This window comes from Photobacterium alginatilyticum, assembly GCF_009910675.1.
Lineage (GTDB): Bacteria > Pseudomonadota > Gammaproteobacteria > Enterobacterales > Vibrionaceae > Photobacterium > Photobacterium alginatilyticum.
In genome coordinates, this window is sequence record NZ_RSEJ01000028.1 from 31,045 (window position 1) to 50,493 (window position 19,449).

Sequence of the window (19,449 nt, forward strand, 5' to 3'; positions counted from 1 at the left end):
CTTATTAAAGGCGGGTAAAATCATTGAATAGCGCTACGGCCATTAACGCAACCAAAATGGCTGATCCCACTCTGTAGCCTATATCCTGAACACGTTCAGAAACAGGACGACGAGTTACCGCTTCAATGGCGAAGAACATCAAGTGTCCACCATCTAATACTGGCAGCGGCAACAAATTAACAATACCCAAGTTCACACTGATCAACGCCAGGAACCCCAGGAAATACACCACGCCATAATCGGCGGTCATCCCGGCCCCCTTGGCGATAGAAATCGGGCCACTCAGGTTTTTTATTGCAACATCACCTGTTACCAACTTGGTTACCATATCAAAGGTAAGCGTAACCAGTTGCCAGGTTTTTTCTGCAGCCTTGCCGACCGCTTCGACAGGGCCGAACTGTAAATTAATCCGATACGACTCCGGCCAAGGTTCAACCTTGGGGGCAAAGCCGGCATAGCCTATCACTTCACCATCACGCTGCTCTTTGGCATTTGGCGTTAGCGTTAACTTGACAGGCTCCCCATCTCGCAACACTTCGATATCAAGAGCCTGTGACGGATGTGAGCGTATCGCATCAACAACCTGCTGCCATTCCGTTATCGGCTTAGCATTGATAGCAACAATTTCGTCATTTAACCTTAAACCAGCGGTAATTGCTGCGCCATCATCAACAAGCTGCGAAATAACAAGTGTAATAGCCGGCGAGTAAGGTGCAATCCCCAAAGATGTCAGTACCCGCTCTTGCTCCGGATCAAACGACCAGTCAGTCAGATCCAGGGTACGCTGCACTTCATACTCGGTACCGGGCTCGATGACAGAAATAACCATTTCTTGGTCACCAATATGGGAAATCATCGCCATGTTAACGGATTCCCAATCAGCGGTTTTGATTCCTGAAATGGATTTTAGTTCCATTCCATTACTAATTCCTGCTTCTGCAGCAATAGATTGCGGAGCCACTTCACCAATTACCGGGCGAACAGCCGGTACACCGATAAGGTAGACAACCCAGTAGGCAAAGATAGCAAAAACAAAGTTCGCCAGCGGACCGGCCGCAACAATCGCACTACGTTGCCATAGCGCCTTGTTGTTAAAAGCCTGGTGCTTTCTCTCTTCGGGCACATCATCAACACGCCCGTCCAGCATTTTGACGTAACCACCCAGCGGGATCATCGCCAGTGTATACTCGGTGCCGTCCTTGCCGATCTTGCGCCATAGAGACTTACCAAAGCCAATCGAAAATCGCTCGACGAACACGCCACAGCGACGGGCTACCCAGAAGTGACCAAACTCATGGACCGCAATTAATATCCCCAGTGCCAGCAAAAAGGCACCCAGGTTCCACAAAATACCCATCATACAGATACCTTACCAATCACTTCTTGTGCTAATGTCCGGGCCATTCTATCCAGCTCAATAACGCTTTCCAAGTCAGCCGGCTCGCGCATTTGCGCCAGATCGAGAACCTGGCTGTTCACACTGGCAATATCGGTAAACCTTAGCTGATTATTCAAAAACGCCGCGACAGCCTCTTCGTTGGCGGCATTCAGCGCTGTTGTTGCTGCCTGTCCGGCATAACACGCATCCATCGCCAGTTTCAGGCACGGATAGCGCTTAAAATCAGGTTGCAGGAAGGTAAATTCGCCGACTTTGCTAAAGTCCAGCGGTGCCACCCCTGCCTCTACTCTTTCAGGATAGGACATTGCACAGGCGATAGGCGTTCTCATATCAGGCAGCCCCATTTGCGCCAGCACAGACCCGTCCTGGTACTGAACCATAGAATGAATGACAGACTGCGGATGGATGATCACGTCCATCAGCTCTCGGGAGGCATTGAATAGCCAGCGAGCCTCAATATATTCCAGCCCCTTATTCATCATGGTAGCCGAATCAACAGAGATTTTAGGGCCCATCGACCAGTTAGGGTGAGCGATAGCCATTGCTGGCGTTACCGCCGCAAGCTCAGAGACATCAGTATAGCGGAAAGGGCCTCCGGAGCCGGTTAGCAAAATTTTACTGACCCCGTGTTTGGCCAGATCGCAATGCCCCATTGCACGCTGGATCTCAGCGGGCAGGCTCTGAAAAATGGCGTTATGCTCGCTGTCGACCGGCAACAGCTCAGCGCCGTATTGCTGGCAGGCGTCAATAAACATCTGCCCTGACATAACCAGGGCCTCCTTATTGGCCAGCAAAATACGCTTGCCCGCCTTTACACCGGCCATCGTCGGCAGCAGCCCGGCGGCACCGACAATGGCCGCCATTACCGTATCAACCTCGTCAAGGGCAGCCACCTGGCACATCCCCTCAACACCGGCGAGTACTGTGGTTGAAATATTATGCTGTTTCAGTAACACGGCGAGCTCAGACGCCGCGGATTCCGAGGCCATTGCGGCATACTTCGGCTTCCACCGCTGGCATAGACCAAACATTTTCTGGCTATTAGACCCAGCGGCCAGTGCAACTACCTCAAACAAATGCGGGTTTTGTGCCGCTACCGCCAACGTACTACTTCCGATAGAACCAGTCGCACCAAGAATCGTTAACTTACGCATAAAATCACTTTATTTAGCCGTGAAAAGCAGCCTACAGGAGGCTGCTCAGTAAAACAGGGGGCAGCTAAGCTTGTGTTTGCCCTGTTGGACAAGTCTGCTGTGCGGTTAGCCACACAGCAACAACCAGCTACATCATACTAGCCAGAGGTAAAGCAAAGCAAAAATAGGAAGGGCAGCTGTCAGACTATCAATTCGGTCAAGCACGCCACCATGACCGGGAAGGATACTGCCGCTGTCTTTAATGCCCGAGGCTCGCTTGAACATGCTCTCGACCAGATCACCCAGTACAGAGGCAATCACAGTCAGCACCGCAATCACCAGCAGGCTGCCCAGGCTGACAAAAGGAATATCCATCACGGCTGCGCCACTCCAAGTCACCAGCACAGCCAGTACAGCACCGCCAACCAGACCCTCGATTGTCTTGTTAGGGCTCACGGCAGGTGCCATCTTGCGTTTACCGAAACGTTTACCCGAGAAGTAAGCCCCGGTATCCGCCGCCCAAACCAGGAAGCACACCAGCATCACCAGCTTGGCACCGTGGTAAGGTGATTCGGCGTAGTTTACGGCACGGAGCATCAAGATACTCCAGAAGAAAGGGAGCAGGGTCAGCAAGCCAAAAAGGTACTTCAAAGCGGTAGCTTTAGACCAGAGCGAAGAACTAGAAGGGTAAGTGATGGCCAACATGGAAGCACCCAGCCACCAAACACCACCGAGCAACAGCATATACTGATGCGATAGAGCCAAGGAGGACAGGCTTTCTACATCCGTCGGCATAAAGAAGATTGATGCGCCTAAGGCGATAGCGGGTACTAACATCGCGCCCCAGCGCGATTTCGCATCAACAAATTGTGTCCATTCCCAAAAACCGACCATGGTAATCGCGGCTATAGCGAAAACAAAAGCAGGGAAAGGTAAAAGAAAAATCCCTGCTATTACTAACGGCGCGAGGATAAGTGCGGTAATGATACGTTGCTTAAGCAAGCTGCGTCCTCTCGTTATTCATCATATGTTAGTAACGACTCAGCATTTCTGTGCTGCTGTCTGTCTATTGCTACTATTTTTGTAATAAAGCCTGCACCTGCTCGCCGGTACATCCAAAACGGCGCTCACGGTTCACATACCACGCAACGGCATCTGCCAGGCTTTGCTCGTCAAAATCGGGCCAATGCTGCTCAGTAAAGTACAGCTCGGCATACGCCATCTGCCATAACATAAAGTTACTGATGCGACATTCACCGCTCGTACGGATCAACAGATCTACCTCTGGCAAACCTGACGTCGACAAACCTTGTACCAGCATATCCTCGGTAATATCTTCCGCCGTCAACCCGTTCTCGGCAACTTGGTTCACCAAGCGCTTTGCCGCCTGCATGATATCCCACTGACCACCGTAGTTGGCCGCGATATTCAGCACCATCCCGGTATTGTCAGCAGTCAACAACTCAGCCTCGGCGATTTTTTTCTGCAATCGCTGGCTGAAACGGGTCTTATCACCGATGATCCGTAACCGGATATTGTTTTTGTGCAGACGCTTCACTTCACGACCAAGCACTGTCATGAAGAGCTCCATCAGCAACGACACCTCGTCTTCAGGACGGCGCCAGTTTTCGCTACTGAAAGCAAAAAGCGTTACCACCTTGATACCGAGGCGACTTGCCGTCGAGACGGTTTTTCGTACGGCTTCTACGCCGGCCTTATGGCCAAACACTCGAGCTTTGCCTTTCGCTTTTGCCCAGCGGCCATTGCCATCCATAATAACAGCAATATGCTTTGGCAAATTATCAGCAGAAAGTGCATTTTCGATTGTATGCTCTGCCATACATCTCCCTCAAAAAAGAAAAGCGCCGTGCTGCACGCACAGCGCCTCAAGTCTCATCAAGCTAATAAAGGCGCGTCAGGCCTTATACTTCCATTAGCTCTTTTTCTTTCACTTCCAGCACGGCATCAATGTTCTTAACCGCAGCATCTGTGATTTTCTGGATCTCATCCTGTGCACGACGGTCATCATCTTCAGAGATTTCTTTCTCTTTCAGCAGTGCTTTAACATCAGCATTGGCATCACGACGGATGTTACGAACGGCAACACGGCCCTGCTCGGCTTCGGCACGCACAATCTTAACCAGGTCACGACGACGCTCTTCCGTTAGCGGAGGAAGAGGAACACGGATAACCGTACCCGCAGACATAGGGTTCAGACCCAAGTCAGACATCATGATTGCTTTTTCAACTTTCTGCGTCAGCTCTTTATCGAAAACAGTGATTGCCAGTGTACGGGAATCTTCAGCAACAACGTTTGCCAGTTGCTTAAGCGGCGTGTTGGCACCGTAATATTCTACGTAGATAGTATCAAGCAGGCTTGGGTGAGCACGGCCAGTACGCACTTTTGCCAGTTGGTTTTTCAGCGCTTCAACGCTTTTGCCCATGCGCTCTTGCGCATCTTGTTTAATTTCATCAATCACGATTAATACCCTTAATGATTCGGTCAAAGCGGGAGCGCCGGCGCTCCCGTTCAGAATGTGTCGACAGAACTTACTCGCTAGAAGCTTAGTCGTTCGAAATCAAAGTGCCTTCTTGCTCGCCCATTACCACACGGCGCAGAGAACCTGGCTTGTTCATGTTAAAGACACGAATTGGCATGCCATGGTCACGAGCAAGTGTAAATGCTGCTAAGTCCATCACTTTCAGTTCTTTATCAAGAACGTCATTGTAACCAAGCTTATCATAAAGAACAGCTTCTGGGTTTTTAACTGGATCATCTGTGAATACACCGTCAACTTTTGTTGCTTTCAGTACCACGTCGGCTTCGATTTCGATACCGCGCAGACAAGCAGCAGAGTCAGTGGTAAAGAACGGGTTACCCGTACCGGCAGAGAATATCACTACACGACCCTGACGCAACTGGCTGATCGCATCAGCCCAGTTGTAGTTGTCACATACACCATTTAGTGGAATAGCAGACATCACTCGAGCGTTCACATAGGCACGGTGCAACGCATCACGCATCGCCAAGCCATTCATCACGGTCGCCAACATACCCATGTGATCGCCCACAACTCGGTTCATACCGGCTTCTGCAAGGCCAGCACCACGGAAGAGATTACCACCACCGATAACCAGGCCAACTTGCACACCCAGTTCAATAAGTTCTTTGATTTCCTGAGCCATACGGTCAAGAACTTGCGCGTCAATACCAAAACCTTCGTCGCCCTGCAGTGCTTCACCGCTGAGTTTCAGCAAAATTCGTTGATAAGTCGGTTTAGGATTTGTGGTCATTAGGTTTACCTTCCAGGCTTACAAATAGAGATATGGAGTTGTAAAAAGACCGCAGCCTTGGCTACGGTCTTTAGAGTTCGTTTCAAGAAGGATTAACCCTTCTGAACAGCTGCAACTTCTTCAGCGAAGCTCATTTCTTGAGCTTTCTCGATACCTTCACCAACTTCGAAACGGATGAAGTTAGAAACAGAAGCGCCTTTTTCTTTCAGCATCTGACCAACAGTCTGAGATGGGTCCATGATGAACGCCTGACCAGTTAGAGAAACTTCGCCAGTGAACTTCTTCATACGACCAACAACCATCTTCTCTGCGATTTCAGCTGGCTTGCCAGACTGCATAGCGATGTCGATCTGAATTTGCTTTTCTTTCTCAACAACGTCAGCTGGTACATCTTCAGGAGTTACGTACTCAGGCTTAGAAGCAGCAACGTGCATTGCAACGTGCTTGATTACTTCAGCTTCAGCGTCTGCAGCAACAACAACACCGATACGGTCGCCGTGGCGGTAAGAACCAACTTTAACACCTTCGATGAATTCTACGCGACGGATAGAGATGTTCTCACCGATCTTAGCAACAAGTGCTGCACGCGTTTCTTCGAATTTAGCCTGTAGAGCAGCAGTGTCTAGCTTCTCAGCAACTGCAGCGTCTAGAGCTTCGTTAGCGAAAGCCAGGAAGTTTGCATCTTTAGCAACGAAGTCTGTTTCACAGTTAACTTCTAGGATTGCAGCAAGACCTTCAGCTTCCTTAACTAGGATTGCGCCTTCAGCAGCAACACGGCCAGCTTTTTTAGCAGCCTTAGCAGCACCACTCTTACGCATGTTTTCGATCGCTAGTTCGATGTCAGCGTTCGCTTCAACAAGCGCTTTTTTACATTCCATCATGCCTGCGCCAGTACGTTCACGCAGTTCTTTAACTAGGGCAGCTGTAACTGTTGCCATTGTTATATCCTCAGTTTTGAATACTTGGTATAAAAATCAGGGGCCCTATTCGGCCCCTGGTAACCATACTTAGTTTACACAAGGTAACTTAAGATGCTCAAAGGAGCTGGCTATTACTCAGCTTCTACGAAACCGTCTTGCTCAGCTTGTGCAACGATGTCTTGGTTACGACCTTCAGTTACAGTTTGAGCTACAGCACCAGTGTAAAGCTGGATAGAACGGATTGCGTCATCGTTACCTGGGATAACGAAGTCAACGCCGTCTGGGTTAGAGTTAGTATCTACTACTGCAAATACTGGGATACCCAGGTTGTTCGCTTCTTTAATAGCGATGTGCTCGTGATCAGCATCGATTACGAACATAGCGTCTGGTAGGCCGCCCATGTTCTTGATACCGCCAAGTGACTTCTCAAGCTTCTCCATTTCACGAGTACGCATTAGCGCTTCTTTCTTGGTTAGCTTGTCGAAAGTACCGTCAGTAGACTGAACTTCTAGGTCTTTTAGACGCTTGATTGACTGGCGAACAGTTTTCCAGTTAGTCAGCATACCGCCCAACCAGCGGTTGTTCACGTAGAACTGGTCACAGTTAATCGCAGCTTCTTTGATTGATTCGCTGGCTGCACGCTTAGTACCAACAAAAAGAACTTTACCCTTGCGAGCAGAAATCTTGTTGATTTCAGCAAGAGCGTCATTGAACATTGGTACAGTTTTCTCAAGGTTGATGATATGTACCTTGTTACGAGCACCAAAGATGAATGGCTTCATTTTTGGGTTCCAGTAACGAGTTTGGTGACCGAAGTGAACACCAGCCTTAAGCATGTCGCGCATTGATACAGTTGCCATTGAATATTCCTCTATGGGGTTAGGCGTCCACATATCCCATTCTACCGACCCATGATTTGCATTACTGCAAACCTGCAGCCTCGCGAAAGACTGATGAGCACCCCGGAGAATGTGCCGATATGTGTGAGTGATTAATAAATGTTTAGTGGTAATTTAACCAGCAGGGTCGAAACACAAGTTAGCTAATTACGGCGCGCTTTATACCATATTTTATCCACCAAAATCTAGCCTAATTATAGTTGAGAGCGTCAAACTTGGTTTTCATCCAGCGTCCTCACTGTTACCATATATTCAATAGAAAACAGTCAATGTAGAGAAGATTGGATGAGCATCAAGATCAAAACGGCTGATGAAATTGAAAAAATGCGCGTCGCAGGCCGTTTGGCTGCGGATGTGCTGGAAATGATCGAACCTCACATCAAAGAAGGTGTGACGACAGAAGAACTGAACCAGATCTGTCATGATTATGCGTTGGAAAAAGGTGCCTACTCGGCCCCGCTTGATTACCATGGTTTTCCGAAATCTATCTGTACGTCTATCAACCACATCGTTTGCCACGGCATCCCGGCCAGCCAGGACGAGATCGGCAGCAACGGCCAGGTGAAACCAGCCGTGCTTAAAAACGGCGATATCATCAATGTCGATATCACGGTCATAGTCCCGAATGACGAAAATGCTGATCTGAGCGTACGCCCGAAAGGCTATCACGGCGACACGTCAAAGATGTTCCTGGTCGGTGATGTCACACCTGCCGATAAACGCCTGTGTCGCGTTACCCAGGAAGCCCTTTACGTCGGTATGAAAAAAGTGAAGCCAGGTGCTCGCGTCGGTGATATCGGAACTGCGATTGAAAAGTTCATCAAGGACAACAACAAGAAGAATCCTCTAAACAAGTATTCAATTGTTAAAGATTTCTGCGGGCACGGTATCGGCAGTGATTTCCACGAAGAGCCTCAAGTGGTCCACTACCGCAATGGCGACCGTACGGTGCTGAAAGCGGGCATGTGCTTTACTATCGAACCGATGATCAATGCCGGTAAGTTTGGCTGTACGGTCGATGGGGCTGATGACTGGACAGTTTATACCGGGGACGGCAAGAAATCGGCTCAGTACGAACACACTATCGTCGTCACGGAGACAGGGTGTGAGGTACTGACCCTGCGCCAGGAGGAAAGCATTCCTCGTCAAATGCGCAACTAATCTTCCTAGCCGGCCAATAGGCCGGCTTTTTTATACCTTCCTATTTATTCCTGTACAGTTATAGTAATACCCATACCAATTCACAACATGGCACGGAATGCGATGACAGATACTTTCTCAGCCTCAGAGCAGCTCTCCCCCGAACCTCTCTCACAAGAAGCCCTGCGCAGTGAACTGGAACAGTTTACCGAACAGCAAAAGCAGCAATTTGCCAACCGCACACCGGTCACCGAACTGGTCGAAACCCGTGCGGGTTTTATCGATACCCTGCTACAGCGCTTGTGGCAGCACTTCGGTCTCGATAAACACAGCGAACTGGCACTGATCGCCGTGGGCGGCTATGGCCGCGGCGAACTCCACCCGCTTTCCGACGTGGATATCTTGCTGCTCAGCGACCAGCCGCTGGATGAGCCGACCGGCAAAACGGTCAGTGAGTTTCTCACCTTTCTGTGGGATCTGAAGCTCGAGGTCGGCCACAGTGTCCGCACCCTTGACGACTGCCTCGAGATTGGCCTTGAAGATCTGACCGTGGCGACCAATCTGCAGGAATCGCGCCTGCTATGCGGCAACCCCGATACGTTCCAGTGCCTGGAAGAACAAGTCAACTCTGGGAAGTTCTGGCCCAGCGAGAAGTTTTACCAGGCCAAGCTGGAGGAACAAAAGGTTCGCCATGCCCGCTACCACGATACGACCTATAACCTCGAGCCGGACATCAAGTCCAGCCCCGGCGGGCTGCGTGATATCCACACCCTGAGCTGGGTCGCCCGACGCCATTTTGGTGCCACCAGCCTGCTGGAAATGAGCCGTTTTGGTTTCCTGACCGATGCCGAGTATCGCGAACTGGTCGAATGCCAGGACTCGCTGTGGCGTATTCGCTTCGCCCTGCACAGCGAGCTCCGTCGTTACGACAACCGCCTGACTTTCGAACACCAGGCCTCGGTAGCCGAAAAACTCGGCTATACCGGCGAGGGCAACCGCCCGGTCGAAATGATGATGAAAGAGTTCTATCGCACCCTGCGCCGGGTCTCCGAACTCAACAAAATGTTATTACAGCTCTTTGATCAGGCTATTCTCAACAAAGGGCAAGTCACCGAGGCCGTCCCGCTGGACGATGACTTTCAGTTACGCGGCCACCTTATCGAAGCAACCAAACCGGCTTTGTTCCAGGCTCGTCCCGAAACTATCCTTGATATGTGTCTGCATGTCGCAAGAAATTCTGAAATCGAGGGCATTGCCGCGCCCACTCTGCGCCAGCTCCGAACAGCCCGTCGCCGTCTAAACCGCTTTCTGGTTGATATCCCCGAAGCCCGGGAGAAATTCATGGAGCTGGTCCGCGAGCCCAATGCCCTGCAGCGGGCATTCCGCCTGATGCACCGACACGGGGTATTATCGGCCTACCTCCCCCAGTGGAGCCAAATCGTCGGTCAGATGCAGTTTGATCTGTTCCATGTCTATACCGTCGACGAGCACAGTGTCCGGCTGCTCAAGAATCTCAACAAGTTCAGCGATCCGGACAACCGCCAGCGCCATCCGATCTGTTGCGAGGTCTACCCGCGGATCGCCAAGAAAGAAATTCTGATCCTGGCGGCTATCTTCCATGATATCGCCAAGGGACGCGGCGGCGACCACTCTGAGCTGGGCGGTGTCGATGCGTATGAGTTCTGTATCCAGCACGGCCTTTCCCGCCCCGAGGCCAATTTGGTCAAGTGGCTGGTCAACAAACACCTGCTGATGTCCGTCACGGCCCAGCGACGGGACATTTACGATCCGGAGGTGGTTACCGATTTCGCTATGCAGGTGCGGGATGAAGAGCGGCTTGATTACCTGATCTGCCTCACCGTCGCTGATATCTGCGCCACCAACCAGGAGCTGTGGAATAGCTGGAAACGCACCCTGCTGGCCGAACTCTATTACTCGACACAAAAAGCCCTGCGCCGTGGGCTGGAAAACCCGCCGGATGTCCGCGAGCGGATCCGCCATAACCAGCAGATGGCCTCGGCTATTCTGCGCAGCCACGGTTTTACCCCGCGTGAGATCGAGGTCTTGTGGCAGCGCTTCAAGGCCGACTACTTCCTACGCCATACCCATAAACAGATAGCCTGGCACGCCGAGGCAATCCTCAAACATGAAGATCATGACAAGCCATTGATCTTGCTGAGCAAAAAAGCCACCCGTGGCGGTACCGAGGTGTTTGTCTACAGCAAAGACAAGGCCAAGCTGTTTGCGATTGTCGTCTCGGAGCTGGACAAGAAGAACCTCAGCGTCCACGACGCCCAGATCATGAACAGCAAAGATGGCTATGCGCTGGATACCTTTATGGTGCTCGATCCGACCGGCAAGGCGCTAAGCGAGAACCGCCATAATACCGTTCGCCGGGCACTGGTGAGCGCCTTGACCCATATGAAGTCGGAGCGCAAGAAGAAACGGGCCCCGCGTAAATTGCTTCATTTCAATGTCAAAACCAAAGTCGACTTCCTGCCGACCAAAACCGGCAAAAAAACCATGATGGAGCTGGTTGCTCTGGACATGCCGGGGCTGCTTGCCCGTGTCGGCTCGGTCTTTGCCCGGCAGAAAGTCAGCTTGCAGGCTGCAAAAATCACCACCATCGGCGAGAGGGCCGAGGACTTTTTTATCCTAGTCAACGAAGACGGCGCCCAGCTGACCGAAGAGCAACAGCAGCAGCTGAAAGAAGCCCTTGTCGCCCGCCTCGATGCGGCAAAATAAGCGATAATACCATCCTCCCCCGAGCCACTGACCAAGTGGCTCGGGGGAATCTCGATCTCGCCCACACATTAAGTGCTACATCAAGACGCTGCCGTCTGTAGTTGCTACATTGATACCGAAGCAGTCCATCAGAATGAGGCCCCTATGTACCCAAACCTCACCAGTATCGGTATCGAGAATCCGGAAACCATCGAGCGTTACAGCCTGCGCCAAGAAGCGACTAACGACATTCTTAAAGTGTACTTCGCCAAACAGAAAGGCGAACTCTTTGCCAAAAGCGTCAAGTTCAAGTTCCCGCGCCAGCGCAAGTCCGTGGTCGTGAATAGCGGTAACCGGGAATATAAAGAAATTACTGAAATCAACCGTAACCTGACTTTTGTTATTGATGAGCTTGATCAACTCACCAAGCGAAAGCATACGGATGTGGATGTTAAGAAGAAAATACTGAAAGATTTACGTCATCTTGAACAGGTCGTTACCCACAAGATCGCCGAAATCGAAGCTGATCTGGAAAAATTAAAATAACCCGAAGCTGCACTCCTGATGGTGTTCAGGAGTGCCACAAAAGAAAGATAACTATCATTCAGTGATTCGCTGGACGAACTGCGTCAGCCAGGGTATCGCAACCTCAAGGGCATCAAAGTTAACGCAGGCATCAATATCCAGCCGCTCATTGACAGACTTGGCCTGAAGCTGAGCCAGCAACTCATCAAACTGTCGCCCGGCACCGCAATAGCGCTCCTCGCCGTAGCTCGAGTCCCCCATCGAAATAACGCCGTATGCCAGCCCCGGCAGCAGCGGAAACTGCTCATTAAGGGCTAGATAGAGCGGCAACAGGTTGTCCGGTATTTCACCCTGCCCGGTCGTAGAGGTGATCACCAAGGCCACATCATTCTGATACTCCAGAAAGTCCTCGATCTGCGGATCAAGAAACAACTGGGCAGCATGTCCCTTGGCGATTAACTGCCCGACAACTTCCTGCGCGACATCCTCTGCGCCTCCGTACACCGATCCAACAAAAACACCTACTTTTGCCATCGCTTCCTGCCTCGCTGCCATTTGCACTTCATTCAACTAATGTGGCTGTTTGACTGGCCAGATGCAAATAAATCGTGCTCGTTCCGCGAGTTAACCCATCAAATGCCAGTCGCTAGGAGCTGGGGACCATCAAGGTCACCGGCCACTCAAATGCTGTCATAACCCGGTTCCAGGCCTCATCGGTACCGGCCCGAATATCGAGCGACTCAGCAGTGACAGGGTGCTCAAGCTGCAACCTCGAGGCGTGCAGCATCAACCGGCGACAATCATAGTTCTCACGGAACATCCGGTTATGACGGCCATCGCCATGATTAACGTCCCCGATGATATGATGGCTCAGGTGATGCATGTGGCGGCGCAGCTGGTGCTTACGTCCAGTCTCCGGCTTCATTTCAACCAGGGTATAACGGCTGGTCGCATAGCGGCCGACAGGAATATCTGTTTCAACCTTCGCCAAGGGCGCATAGGCGGTAACAGCTGGCTGGGCTTCCTTGTCCTGATCCGCATCCTTGTCGGCAATTTTATCCAGCTCTTCCTTCAGCGGGTAATCCAGCACGGCAGCTTCCTTCACCCAGCCGCGTACAACCGCATGGTAGGTTTTGTGAATATCCCGTCCGGCAAATTTGGGCATCATCAGCGCGGCGATCTCGCTCGACAGCGCAAACAACAGTACACCCGATGTCGGGCGGTCCAGACGATGGAGCGGGAAGACATGCTGACCAATCTGATCTCGCAATGTCTGCATGACAAACCGTGTTTCATGGCGGTCAAGCCACGAGCGATGCACCAGCATCCCGGCAGGTTTGTTGACCGCAACCAAGTACTGGTCCTGATAAAGTATTTCTAATTCCATCGGTTATTTTGCTCTGAACAGGTGGTCTAATTCACGGGTAACAGTCAGTACAGCCATGCTGCCCTGCTGCTCCTTCATGGCCTCTTCCACATAAGGGGAAATTTCAAACTGTGTCGGTAGTGCTGCGTTGCGCGCCACCAGTTGTTTCATTCTGGGAATAAAAATCCACTGCAGCCACTGGCCGCAGCTCAGCGTATCAATGGCAAAAGGTTCGGTACTGGCCAATGCCGCGGCGCTCGGAGACTTGCTCTCCCAAATCTCCGCCTCCCGCATGACGCTTTCAAGCCGCTCCAGCAACTGTTGGGTCTGATGGTATCTGTCCATCGCTATCCTCCCTCGAAGAAACTGCCTATCCCAAACGGAACAATGAAGCGGGCAAGGATACCATCTAAATTTCGGAGTCCATATACCCAAGCATCTTGAGGGCGCTTCGGTATATAATCAGGGCACCATTGAGGAGTAAACATGATGTCCATGGATAAATTTCATACCCTGACCCAACTACTGGATAATGCTGGTTGCCAGTATAAAATCTATGATCTTGGCCGTCGCGTCAGCGAAATCGATATCAATCAATTTAAGGCCGTCGAAGATAACCGCCAACCCTATCCATGGCCACTGCAACAGCATGCTCATCTGTCCATTTCGTTCTGGCAGCAAGGCAACCCGCCGTGGATTTGGTTCCTGCGCCTGCCGCTTGATGAAAGAGGCTTACTGAAACAGGCCGCCGTAGGGGACTTTATCAAATATGTCATCGAGGCAATGGGGGCAACACTAAACAGCACGCCAACCGAAGAAGAGCAGGAAAAACTGGCGGCCAATCCATACACCTTCAAGCCCAATGACGACAAGATGGCCATCTTCCATGCGCATCTGCGTCACCAGCTTGCCTTGCCGGCCAGCCAGTATTACGAACATGCCCAGCATTACCTGACCGGCGATCTCGGCTGGGAGCAATGGCAAGGTGTTGGCCTGCAGGGGCTGGCAGACGTTTGCGCCCGCATGAAACAGGAAAATAACAGTACCCTGCTACGCAAGGCGCTGGCCAACCTGCCAATGACACCTCTTTACGCCTTGCTTGGCTGTCTGGAGCATTGTGATCTCCCTGAGAGTCTCAGCCAGCGAATTATCGAGCGCCTCAACGGCGAAGCCGCTCAGCCCGAGCCGGATCTGTTTCTGATCGCCGCACTGATCCGCGCGCTATCCGGCAGCGACAATGCCCTGCTTAGCCAGCAGCTAAAACATCTGCTTGCCGCACCAGCGCTGTGCCACCCTGAGATCCTGGTGGCCATCACCGGTCGCTGCTGGAATGGCCTCGCAGATACTGAGATTGCCAGCCTATTTTTACAGCGACTGGCAGAAACCGAGGACCAAACCTTGTTTAACCAGTTGTTTGCCGACTTGGTAATGCTGCCGGTACTGCGGGGGATCATGCTCCAGGTACTGCACGGTCAGGCAAACCCCGCTTTGGTCGCAGCCATTGCCAAGCTACAACAGCATGCCCGTGGACAAGCGTGATCAAGCTATGCACTAACAGGAATAAGTAGGAAATGGATAACTTACTGGGTATTTTGACGCTGGCTCTATTTGGATACCTGTACTGGCAACAACGTCGCCAGACAGAATTCGCCCAGCGTTTTATCGAACAGCGGTGCGAAAACCTGGGGCTGCAGTTACTCACTATTGCCAGGGGATCACATAAGCTCAAGGATAAGAAAGGAAAATGGAACTGGCATACGGTGTACTGGTTTGAGTTCTCAGCCAGCGGGCAGGATGCCTACCAAGGCTATGTGGTGATGAAAGGCTTTCGTGCGATGCATTTTCATGTTCCGCCGCACCATATGCCGGAATAAAATGCCCCAAAAAAGAACGGGCGCGACTTGCGTCGCGCCCTTAGGTCTTACTTGCAGCACTCCCGCTACTACGGTGCTCCCTGCATCATTCCGTTGAATTGCTGTAATCCGTCAGCATATTCCTTGTATTCTTCGTCCTGAAGTTGTCCTTCGGTCTCCTGACCCATCAGCACATCCTGTCCTGACTCTCTTCATCCGTCCTGGAGGTGTCCCTGACTTCATCCTGAAGTGGTCCTTGTGTCATCCTGACCAGCAAACGTCCTGCTTGCTAAAACCGATTCCTTCGGCGTTCCCTTCACAGTCCATGTTCGATATACCGTCCTGATACACCGGTCTCTTCCTGAGACTGCCAAACTCCTTGGCTTTTTCCTGTTCCGTTCCGTCAGTTCCTTCCGACACCATTAAGATTACGCCAACCCGCTAAGAAATGAACCACAGCTGAAAATAATATTTCTGGCCGTCCCTATCAGATTTTGCCCCACCCACATAACAATCGTTACAAATCAAAAACTTAAGAGCAAAGCAGAGTTATCAGCCTACTGATTTCTCCTTTTTATCCCACAGCTTTGTAAGAGATCTCTCACACGGTGACGGGGGAATAGAGGTAATCGATTAAGCGGCAAGAAATGGAGTATGAGATAACAGAAATAGAAGCCGTGGATACTTCTGCTCGAAGCTGATTGAAACCATAGTACTGGGTATATAGCGCCCAAAAAAGAACGGGCGTGACTCTCGTCACGCCCTTAGGTCTTACTTGCAGCCGTCCTGCTACTGAGGTGCTCCCTGCATCCATCCTGGAAACGCTATGTCCTTTAACGGTAATCCCTATCCTCTATCCCAGAGGTGTCCTTCGGTAGTTCCCTGACCCGTCGAAGCATCCTGTTCCGACTCTCTCTTCCTTACCTGGAGGTGTCCCTAACTTCGTCCTGAAGTGAATCCTTTAAGCCTCCGTCCCGGAGGTGTCCTTGCCTTCGTCCTGAAGGGGTCCTTATGTCATCCTGACCAGCAGACATCCCGTCTACTGTCGCAATCCTTGTCGTATCCTGTACCACCCTGGTGAGCTGGCTATCCGCGCCGGCTCTCCTCATCCTGAGGTAAGTCACATCCTGCAACTTCTTCAATCCGTTATGTCGTATCCCTTCGACACAGACAATATTACGCGCTTTATACGGCCAAGCAATATGGCGGAATTCACACTTTCAACCTGAAAAAAACAAGACAGATATGCAACAATCACAAGCAACTGAATTTATTGAGTTTAATTTATTTAACATAGCCATATGGGACAGCGTAAAACCACCATTTCCCACACCGTTGTAAGAGATCTCTCACAAGCACAGTAGGGCATATCCAGCAAACGATTTCATTGGTAGAAAAATTTACCCAACCAGCCATAAACAAATTAATTATCTATGAATCTATCATTCACGATAAAAATAAGACGAATATTGCGAGATATCTCAATAAGGGATGAACGTTATTCGATAGAGAAATGGTTCAGTGGTTTAGAGCAGAAGATATATAAATGGACTGTGTAGAGCACACAAAAAAGAGCGGGCGCGACTTGCGTCGCGCCCTTAGGTCTTACTTGCAGCAGTCCCGCTACTATGGTGCTCCCTGCATCATTCCGTTGAATTGCTGTAATCCGTCAGCATATTCCTTGTATTCTTCGTCCTGAAGTTGTCCTTCGGTCTCCTGACCCGTCAGCACATCCTGTCCCGACTCTCTTCATCCATCCTGGAGGTGTCCCTGACTTCATCCTGAAGTGGTCCTTGTGTCATCCTGACCAGCAAACATCCTGCCTGCTGTTACCGATTCCTTCGGTGTTCCCTTCACAGTCCTTGTTCGATATATCATCCTGATACACCGGTCTCTTCCTGAGACTGCCAAACTCCTTGGCTTTGTTCCTGTTCCGTTCCGTCAGTTCCTTCCGACAGGGTTTATATTACGCTTTCCTCACCGCAGAACAACGCCGTATCAGCGAAATGATCGATGCCCGAACTTTGCCCTAAAACAGCCACAAAACAAATAACTTAAATAAAACAACAACTTAAGAAAACACGCTACAATATTACCACCACCATATCTCACGTATCTCCTACGCCTTTGTAAGAGATCTCGCACAAGCACAGCAGATATAATTCTATACTTATCTCAAGTAAGTGGACGTCAACGATCAATAACATTATTTTCGACGGAGTGAGCGATGGAAACCTTTAACCACAACCTGTCTAGCCTCTTCAGCCAACTGGGTATGAACAGTTCCAAGGAGTTTATTGAATCTTTTCTAAACGAGCACCACCTCGACCAACACGAGCAGCTCTCAGAAGCCAGCTTCTGGCAGCCCTCTCAGAAACGTTTTATCAAAGAATCCCAGGATCAAGATGCGGACTGGTGCGAAGTGATTGATCAGTTGGATGCTTTGCTACGAAAATAAGCGTCAGTCTCAACAACGTCAGGAAGCGTTATGTCGTCAGAAATTACCCAGGCCCTGGAACAAGCTATCGAGTCACTGATCGCCGAAGGAAAAGAACCGTCAGTGGCTCTGATCAAATCCCGCCTTGCCGAGCCGTTACCCATGCCGCTCATTATCAAGGCGCTGCAAGCCTGGAAGAAAAATGCCAAAGTTCCCAAGATAGAAAAAAGCGCTCCCCCTTTAAGCCAGGAGGAACGTATCAAGCAGTTGGAAGAGCAGGTCGCGGCTCTGACGACAAGAATCGAGCAACTGGAACAGCACTAGCCTTACTTCTTTCAACATTGCAAGAAGAATCAATCTAAAGTCAGGGCACATTCAATGCCCTGACTTTGTTATACGCCTTCGCGCTTATTGAAAGTCCCAGGAAAGGTTGGAGACGATTCGGCATTCTTCGCATTTAAAATGAAAAATCCCGTGCAGGGGCTCTTCAAGATGCCATTCCCCGCCACATTGCGGACACGGGCGCGTTTTCTCGTCATTCAGGCTCAGTCCGCCAACTTGATATTGGTAGTAGTAAGTCGGGATCTTGGTGATATATTCAATACGGCCACGCAAATCCCACCCGCGTCGGAACAAGTCACTGTCAACATCACGGATCTCATGCAGCGCAGCATGTTCAGCCTGGCAACCACCGGCCATTTGAATTTCGTCGCAGGCCTGCCACTCAGTCTGCCACTTCACCACGGCTTTATGATCGCCGTTGAGCGTCGGGGCTATCCGATACAGCGGGATAGGCATCAGCGTTTCACCGCACCGAAGCGGCGAACAGGTATGAACATAGGTGGTATAAATAACCTGCCAGGACGGCGAGAAATTCTCAGCGGCGGCTTCGGAGTTTATATCCCGTCCCAGTACTTTGACTTTGGGCGCAAGCAAGCTGGCCTGGCTCAGACGCTTAATACAGGCTTTCACATGGTCGCTGTGGAACTGAGGATGCAAGCTATCTTGCTCAGGGCAGACAACACGTACCCGAAACACGCCCTCATCCATCACAATAGGGAATTCACGTCCCAATACCTGACCGTTGTAGCGCAGGGCATCCAGCAGGCCATTCACCGCCATATCAACCGCAGAGACGGTCGTATTGTCAAAACACTCGAATTGCAACTCAACAACAAACATAAATCAGCACTCTCTTACAACCGGTTCTAACTGCTGCAGGAAGGTTTCGACATCTGCCGCCAATACATCGCGAGTCGTCTTGCCCAGGGTTTCCAAAATCACCTGTCCGGTCAGGTTGCAGATAGAGATCACCTGTTCCTCCGCCTCCAGCGCCCCGATAAAGACTGTCGGCTTGAGCTTCAGGCGGCGCTGCATAACCAGATGGCCCAGAATATTCTCCTGCAGGCGCAGGCTGTCGTCTTCACTAAATACCTGCAGCAGGTCAAATTCCAGCTCACGGAACCGGGCGGCCATATCGCCACTGAACTGTGCGCCGTAAAAAACACTGATATCTTCATGGAGGCGAAGCTCGATCCCTTTTTCTACCCCGGAGAGATCCCCCATCGGCTCGCGCGCGACAGGCTTCCAGGTCACTTCATAACCAGAATCGGTTTCAACACATGGCGATTCCAGCCCAACTAAATCCTCGCTCCGGGGAAAACCTTGACCGGCATCACGCCAGGCCTGCAAAAAACGGGACGAAAAGTCAGATAAAGCGACCGCAACAGGATGATTCATTCGCAACCTCATTAAAGAT

20 protein-coding genes are annotated in these 19,449 nt (G+C 50.9%); 7 read left to right on the forward strand and 13 right to left on the reverse strand.

Features of this window, described 5'->3' with window-relative positions; all coding sequences use genetic code 11:
• Positions 1–4: 4 nt before the first annotated feature.
• From rseP to rpsB, 8 genes are all read right to left on the reverse strand, one after another.
• Positions 5–1,360, reverse strand: coding sequence for a sigma E protease regulator RseP (gene rseP, locus EIZ48_RS22145; RefSeq protein WP_160656435.1), 1,356 nt, complete (start codon positions 1,358–1,360; stop codon positions 5–7).
• Positions 1,357–2,553 (reverse strand): 1-deoxy-D-xylulose-5-phosphate reductoisomerase, encoded by a 1,197-nt coding sequence (gene ispC / locus EIZ48_RS22150; RefSeq protein WP_160656438.1) that lies wholly within the window; start codon positions 2,551–2,553, stop codon positions 1,357–1,359. The genes rseP and ispC overlap by 4 nt, the downstream gene beginning before the upstream one ends.
• 132 nt (positions 2,554–2,685) lie before the next feature.
• Positions 2,686–3,534: a phosphatidate cytidylyltransferase gene (locus tag EIZ48_RS22155; protein WP_160656441.1), complete on the reverse strand. Its 849-nt coding sequence runs from the start codon at positions 3,532–3,534 to the stop codon at positions 2,686–2,688.
• Between the two features lie 73 nt (positions 3,535–3,607).
• Positions 3,608–4,372: an undecaprenyl pyrophosphate synthase gene (gene uppS / locus EIZ48_RS22160; protein ID WP_160656444.1), complete on the reverse strand. Its 765-nt coding sequence runs from the start codon at positions 4,370–4,372 to the stop codon at positions 3,608–3,610.
• Positions 4,373–4,454: 82 nt separating this feature from the next.
• Positions 4,455–5,012: a ribosome recycling factor gene (gene frr / locus EIZ48_RS22165; protein ID WP_160656447.1), complete on the reverse strand. Its 558-nt coding sequence runs from the start codon at positions 5,010–5,012 to the stop codon at positions 4,455–4,457.
• Between the two features lie 85 nt (positions 5,013–5,097).
• Positions 5,098–5,826: a UMP kinase gene (pyrH, locus tag EIZ48_RS22170; RefSeq protein ID WP_075762714.1), complete on the reverse strand. Its 729-nt coding sequence runs from the start codon at positions 5,824–5,826 to the stop codon at positions 5,098–5,100.
• A 92-nt stretch (positions 5,827–5,918) separates the two neighbouring features.
• A complete protein-coding gene (gene tsf / locus EIZ48_RS22175; RefSeq protein ID WP_160656450.1) occupies positions 5,919–6,764 on the reverse strand; it encodes a translation elongation factor Ts in 846 nt (281 codons plus the stop codon).
• Positions 6,765–6,877: 113 nt separating this feature from the next.
• Positions 6,878–7,606 (reverse strand): 30S ribosomal protein S2, encoded by a 729-nt coding sequence (gene rpsB / locus EIZ48_RS22180; RefSeq protein WP_139310444.1) that lies wholly within the window; start codon positions 7,604–7,606, stop codon positions 6,878–6,880.
• Between the two features lie 324 nt (positions 7,607–7,930).
• On the opposite strand from rpsB, the gene map reads away from it, so the two are divergent.
• From map to EIZ48_RS22195, 3 genes are all read left to right on the forward strand, one after another.
• Positions 7,931–8,806: a type I methionyl aminopeptidase gene (gene map, locus EIZ48_RS22185; protein WP_160656453.1), complete on the forward strand. Its 876-nt coding sequence runs from the start codon at positions 7,931–7,933 to the stop codon at positions 8,804–8,806.
• 102 nt (positions 8,807–8,908) lie between these two features.
• A complete protein-coding gene (gene glnD / locus EIZ48_RS22190) occupies positions 8,909–11,530 on the forward strand; it encodes a bifunctional uridylyltransferase/uridylyl-removing protein GlnD (RefSeq protein WP_160656456.1) in 2,622 nt (873 codons plus the stop codon).
• Between the two features lie 144 nt (positions 11,531–11,674).
• A complete protein-coding gene (locus EIZ48_RS22195) occupies positions 11,675–12,055 on the forward strand; it encodes a DUF3461 family protein (protein ID WP_160656459.1) in 381 nt (126 codons plus the stop codon).
• Positions 12,056–12,109: 54 nt separating this feature from the next.
• On the opposite strand, the gene EIZ48_RS22200 is transcribed toward EIZ48_RS22195, so the two are convergent.
• From EIZ48_RS22200 to EIZ48_RS22210, 3 genes are all read right to left on the reverse strand, one after another.
• Positions 12,110–12,589: a flavodoxin gene (locus tag EIZ48_RS22200; protein WP_240153061.1), complete on the reverse strand. Its 480-nt coding sequence runs from the start codon at positions 12,587–12,589 to the stop codon at positions 12,110–12,112.
• Between the two features lie 91 nt (positions 12,590–12,680).
• On the reverse strand, positions 12,681–13,421 hold the full coding sequence (truC, locus tag EIZ48_RS22205) for a tRNA pseudouridine(65) synthase TruC (protein WP_160656461.1): 741 nt from the start codon (positions 13,419–13,421) through the stop codon (positions 12,681–12,683).
• Between the two features lie 3 nt (positions 13,422–13,424).
• Positions 13,425–13,745 carry a YqcC family protein gene (locus EIZ48_RS22210; protein WP_160656464.1) on the reverse strand — a complete coding sequence of 107 codons (321 nt, stop codon included), beginning with the start codon at positions 13,743–13,745 and terminating at the stop codon, positions 13,425–13,427.
• A 144-nt stretch (positions 13,746–13,889) separates the two neighbouring features.
• On the opposite strand from EIZ48_RS22210, the gene EIZ48_RS22215 reads away from it, so the two are divergent.
• The 4 genes from EIZ48_RS22215 (at position 13,890) to EIZ48_RS22230 (ending at position 18,014) form a co-directional block, all read left to right on the forward strand.
• On the forward strand, positions 13,890–14,939 hold the full coding sequence (locus tag EIZ48_RS22215; RefSeq protein ID WP_160656549.1) for a DUF3549 family protein: 1,050 nt from the start codon (positions 13,890–13,892) through the stop codon (positions 14,937–14,939).
• Positions 14,940–14,971: 32 nt separating this feature from the next.
• Positions 14,972–15,274 (forward strand): DUF3301 domain-containing protein, encoded by a 303-nt coding sequence (locus tag EIZ48_RS22220; protein WP_075762706.1) that lies wholly within the window; start codon positions 14,972–14,974, stop codon positions 15,272–15,274.
• A gap of 2,206 nt (positions 15,275–17,480) precedes the next feature.
• Positions 17,481–17,711 (forward strand): DUF2789 domain-containing protein, encoded by a 231-nt coding sequence (locus EIZ48_RS22225; protein ID WP_075762705.1) that lies wholly within the window; start codon positions 17,481–17,483, stop codon positions 17,709–17,711.
• A 30-nt stretch (positions 17,712–17,741) separates the two neighbouring features.
• On the forward strand, positions 17,742–18,014 hold the full coding sequence (locus EIZ48_RS22230) for a hypothetical protein (RefSeq protein ID WP_160656467.1): 273 nt from the start codon (positions 17,742–17,744) through the stop codon (positions 18,012–18,014).
• Positions 18,015–18,098: 84 nt separating this feature from the next.
• Here EIZ48_RS22230 and EIZ48_RS22235 read toward each other — a convergent pair whose 3' ends face one another.
• Together EIZ48_RS22235 and syd are read right to left on the reverse strand one after the other, a co-directional pair.
• Complete coding sequence (locus EIZ48_RS22235; RefSeq protein WP_160656470.1) at positions 18,099–18,872, reverse strand: Zn-ribbon-containing protein; 774 nt, start codon at positions 18,870–18,872, stop codon at positions 18,099–18,101.
• 3 nt (positions 18,873–18,875) lie between these two features.
• On the reverse strand, positions 18,876–19,430 hold the full coding sequence (gene syd / locus EIZ48_RS22240; RefSeq protein WP_075762702.1) for a SecY-interacting protein: 555 nt from the start codon (positions 19,428–19,430) through the stop codon (positions 18,876–18,878).
• Positions 19,431–19,449: the final 19 nt, after the last annotated feature.

What these genes read in the sequence shown, in the direction of transcription:
- truC (WP_160656461.1), bottom strand. Translation starts at nt 13,421, where the DNA reads ATGGAATTAGAAATACTTTATCAGGACCAGTACTTGGTTGCGGTCAAC.
- rpsB (WP_139310444.1), bottom strand. Translation starts at nt 7,606, where the DNA reads ATGGCAACTGTATCAATGCGCGACATGCTTAAGGCTGGTGTTCACTTC.
- EIZ48_RS22225 (WP_075762705.1), top strand. Translation starts at nt 17,481, where the DNA reads ATGGAAACCTTTAACCACAACCTGTCTAGCCTCTTCAGCCAACTGGGT.
- EIZ48_RS22220 (WP_075762706.1), top strand. Translation starts at nt 14,972, where the DNA reads ATGGATAACTTACTGGGTATTTTGACGCTGGCTCTATTTGGATACCTG.
- rseP (WP_160656435.1), bottom strand. Translation starts at nt 1,360, where the DNA reads ATGATGGGTATTTTGTGGAACCTGGGTGCCTTTTTGCTGGCACTGGGG.
- uppS (WP_160656444.1), bottom strand. Translation starts at nt 4,372, where the DNA reads ATGGCAGAGCATACAATCGAAAATGCACTTTCTGCTGATAATTTGCCA.
- map (WP_160656453.1), top strand. Translation starts at nt 7,931, where the DNA reads ATGAGCATCAAGATCAAAACGGCTGATGAAATTGAAAAAATGCGCGTC.
- EIZ48_RS22195 (WP_160656459.1), top strand. Translation starts at nt 11,675, where the DNA reads ATGTACCCAAACCTCACCAGTATCGGTATCGAGAATCCGGAAACCATC.
- tsf (WP_160656450.1), bottom strand. Translation starts at nt 6,764, where the DNA reads ATGGCAACAGTTACAGCTGCCCTAGTTAAAGAACTGCGTGAACGTACT.
- EIZ48_RS22230 (WP_160656467.1), top strand. Translation starts at nt 17,742, where the DNA reads ATGTCGTCAGAAATTACCCAGGCCCTGGAACAAGCTATCGAGTCACTG.
- syd (WP_075762702.1), bottom strand. Translation starts at nt 19,430, where the DNA reads ATGAATCATCCTGTTGCGGTCGCTTTATCTGACTTTTCGTCCCGTTTT.
- EIZ48_RS22210 (WP_160656464.1), bottom strand. Translation starts at nt 13,745, where the DNA reads ATGGACAGATACCATCAGACCCAACAGTTGCTGGAGCGGCTTGAAAGC.
- EIZ48_RS22235 (WP_160656470.1), bottom strand. Translation starts at nt 18,872, where the DNA reads ATGTTTGTTGTTGAGTTGCAATTCGAGTGTTTTGACAATACGACCGTC.
- EIZ48_RS22200 (WP_240153061.1), bottom strand. Translation starts at nt 12,589, where the DNA reads ATGGCAGCGAGGCAGGAAGCGATGGCAAAAGTAGGTGTTTTTGTTGGA.
- ispC (WP_160656438.1), bottom strand. Translation starts at nt 2,553, where the DNA reads ATGCGTAAGTTAACGATTCTTGGTGCGACTGGTTCTATCGGAAGTAGT.
- pyrH (WP_075762714.1), bottom strand. Translation starts at nt 5,826, where the DNA reads ATGACCACAAATCCTAAACCGACTTATCAACGAATTTTGCTGAAACTC.
- EIZ48_RS22215 (WP_160656549.1), top strand. Translation starts at nt 13,890, where the DNA reads ATGTCCATGGATAAATTTCATACCCTGACCCAACTACTGGATAATGCT.
- glnD (WP_160656456.1), top strand. Translation starts at nt 8,909, where the DNA reads ATGACAGATACTTTCTCAGCCTCAGAGCAGCTCTCCCCCGAACCTCTC.